Here is a 2,366-nt window from a genome sequence, read left to right as displayed (position 1 = left end):
ATATAATATAATTTAAAAATATTGTAGATTTATTTTAAAATAGAAAATAATATAAATATATTTTGATTAATAATATACTAAAAATAAAAATAAAATAAATTTAATATAAATACTTTACAAATTAACACAGACGAGTATAATAAGGAACAGTTGAACCGACGGCTTGTCTGAATGCACAAAAGGGTTCGGCTAACGCACAAATATCAAAAGGTAAGGAGCGCGGTATGTATGACTAAAAATATTTTCAGGACCAAAAGTATTAACGAATTCATTTCCGAAACTAAACAGGACGGCGGGATGAATAAGGTATTGGGGACCTTTGGCCTGACCATGCTGGGGATCGGCTGTATTGTTGGTACGGGGATTTTTGTTTTGACAGGTGTGGCAGCGGCCAATTATTCGGGACCGGCACTTATTATTTCCTTTATCATTGCTGCCCTGGCCTGCGGCTGTGCCGCTTTGTGTTATTCTGAATTTGCCGCCATGGTTCCTGTCGCCGGCAGTGCCTATACATATGGTTACGTGGCGCTGGGTGAATTCTGGGCCTGGATTATCGGCTGGGATTTGATACTGGAATACGCATTTGCTATCAGTGCTGTCGCAATCGGCTGGTCCGGGTATTTTAATAACATTCTCATGAATTTGGGAATTACCCTGCCCAAGGCGCTGACGATGGCCCCGTATAACGGCGGTCTCATTGATCTGCCGGCAATCATTATCATTGCCATTGTTACGTTGATTAATATCCGGGGTGTACAGCAGAGTTCGTTTGTCAATAATATTATTGTTATCATCAAGCTGGCTGTTGTGGCGCTGTTTATTGTATTGGGCGCAAGTCATGTCAATGCGGCAAACTGGGAACCCTTCATGCCGTACGGCTGGTCCGGCGTATTTTCCGGCGCATCCATCATTTTCTTTGCGTATATCGGCTTTGATGCTGTATCTACTGCGGCGGAAGAAGTCAAAAATCCGCAAAAAGATTTGCCTCGCGGTATAATTTTATCACTGATTATCTGCACCGTTCTGTACATTGCCGTTTCCGGTATTTTGACGGGCATGGTTCCGTATCTTGACTTCAAAACGACGGCAGCTCCGGTTGCCTTTGCCCTACAGAACGTTGGCTATCATTGGGGGGCAGCGGCCATATCTGTCGGCGCTATTTGCGGCCTTACTTCAGTTTTGCTGGTCATGTCCTTCGGGCAAAGCCGCATACTCTTTGTTATGTCTCGTGACGGACTGCTGCCGAAATTCTTCGGTCATGTTCATCCGAAATATAAAACACCGGCCAGAAGCTCTCTTCTTATTTGCGTTATCACCGCGATTACGGCAGGTTTTCTGCCCATCAATATTGTTGCCGAACTGACGAATATCGGTACCTTGTGTGCCTTTATCATCGTAGCGGCGGCCGTTGTCGTCCTGAGAAAAAAGGCGCCGGATCGTCCCCGGGCATTCAAATGCCCCTGGGTACCGGTTATTCCGGCACTGGCAATTATTTTCTGTGCAATCCTCATTTTCATGCTCCCTGGCGTTACGCAGATCCGCTTTGTTATTTGGCTGATCCTCGGCTTGGGTATCTATTTCGGCTATGGCTATAAGCACAGCATCATTTCCCGTGCAAAACAGGGGATGCTGACTCCGGAAGCTGCTGCTGCCGGTGCTGAAACAGAAGCAGGTACTGCTGAAACGGTGCATCCTACAGATGCCCATTAAGTGATGCTTTCCAAACAATCACTCATATACAGGCAACAAACCGGCAGACATAGTCTCTGCCGGTTTGTTGCGTATCTGTGCAAAAAAACGCTGCGGCGGAGATCAAAAGCCTTTTTGCCGGTAAGGAAGATAATCTGAAAAAACGCATATAATCATGAAGCATGCTCTGTCTGAAACGACAGGGCATGTTTGCTGTTTGCCCTATTACCCTTCTAAAAATCAAGGCAATGTGCCTTATATAAGCCCATCCTTGAAGCAGCGCTGTCTGTTTTACCGGCGATTCGCCCTTGCCGCCGTACAAGAGTACGTATCCATAGCGCCTGTTCTGGCACACGAATGCTTGCGCAAAGCATCGAAAACAGCAGCCCATAGAAAAAAATATCTTCTCAAAACAGACGAAAAACAGCGCATATAGTATATGTTATCTATACTATTTTGAAAAAATGTCCAAATGGATCATTTTTATGTCCGAATGGAGTAGAAGGATTGGGCTGTATTTGATATAATGGCAAACAGAAAATGATTACTGGTATCGAAAATAGATACTATGTGGAAATGGAGAAACCTTATGAACTATACAGCAGCAAGAATGCCTCGCCGTGCCTGGTATGCCGGTCTGTCCTGGGCTGTCGCACTGTGGCTGACGGCTCCCGTCC

At 45.1% G+C, this 2,366-nt stretch carries 1 protein-coding gene; it reads left to right on the top strand.

The window, feature by feature from the left end; all coding sequences use genetic code 11:
• Positions 1 to 228 precede the first annotated feature (228 nt).
• Positions 229 to 1,710, top strand: coding sequence for an amino acid permease (locus AB840_RS15090; protein WP_048515647.1), 1,482 nt, complete (start codon positions 229 to 231; stop codon positions 1,708 to 1,710).
• The last annotated feature ends 656 nt before the right edge of the window (positions 1,711 to 2,366 follow it).

Source organism: Megasphaera cerevisiae DSM 20462, assembly GCF_001045675.1.
Taxonomy (GTDB): domain Bacteria; phylum Bacillota; class Negativicutes; order Veillonellales; family Megasphaeraceae; genus Megasphaera; species Megasphaera cerevisiae.
Note: the sequence above shows the minus strand (reverse complement) of the source record. Positions and strands in the feature narration are given on the sequence as shown.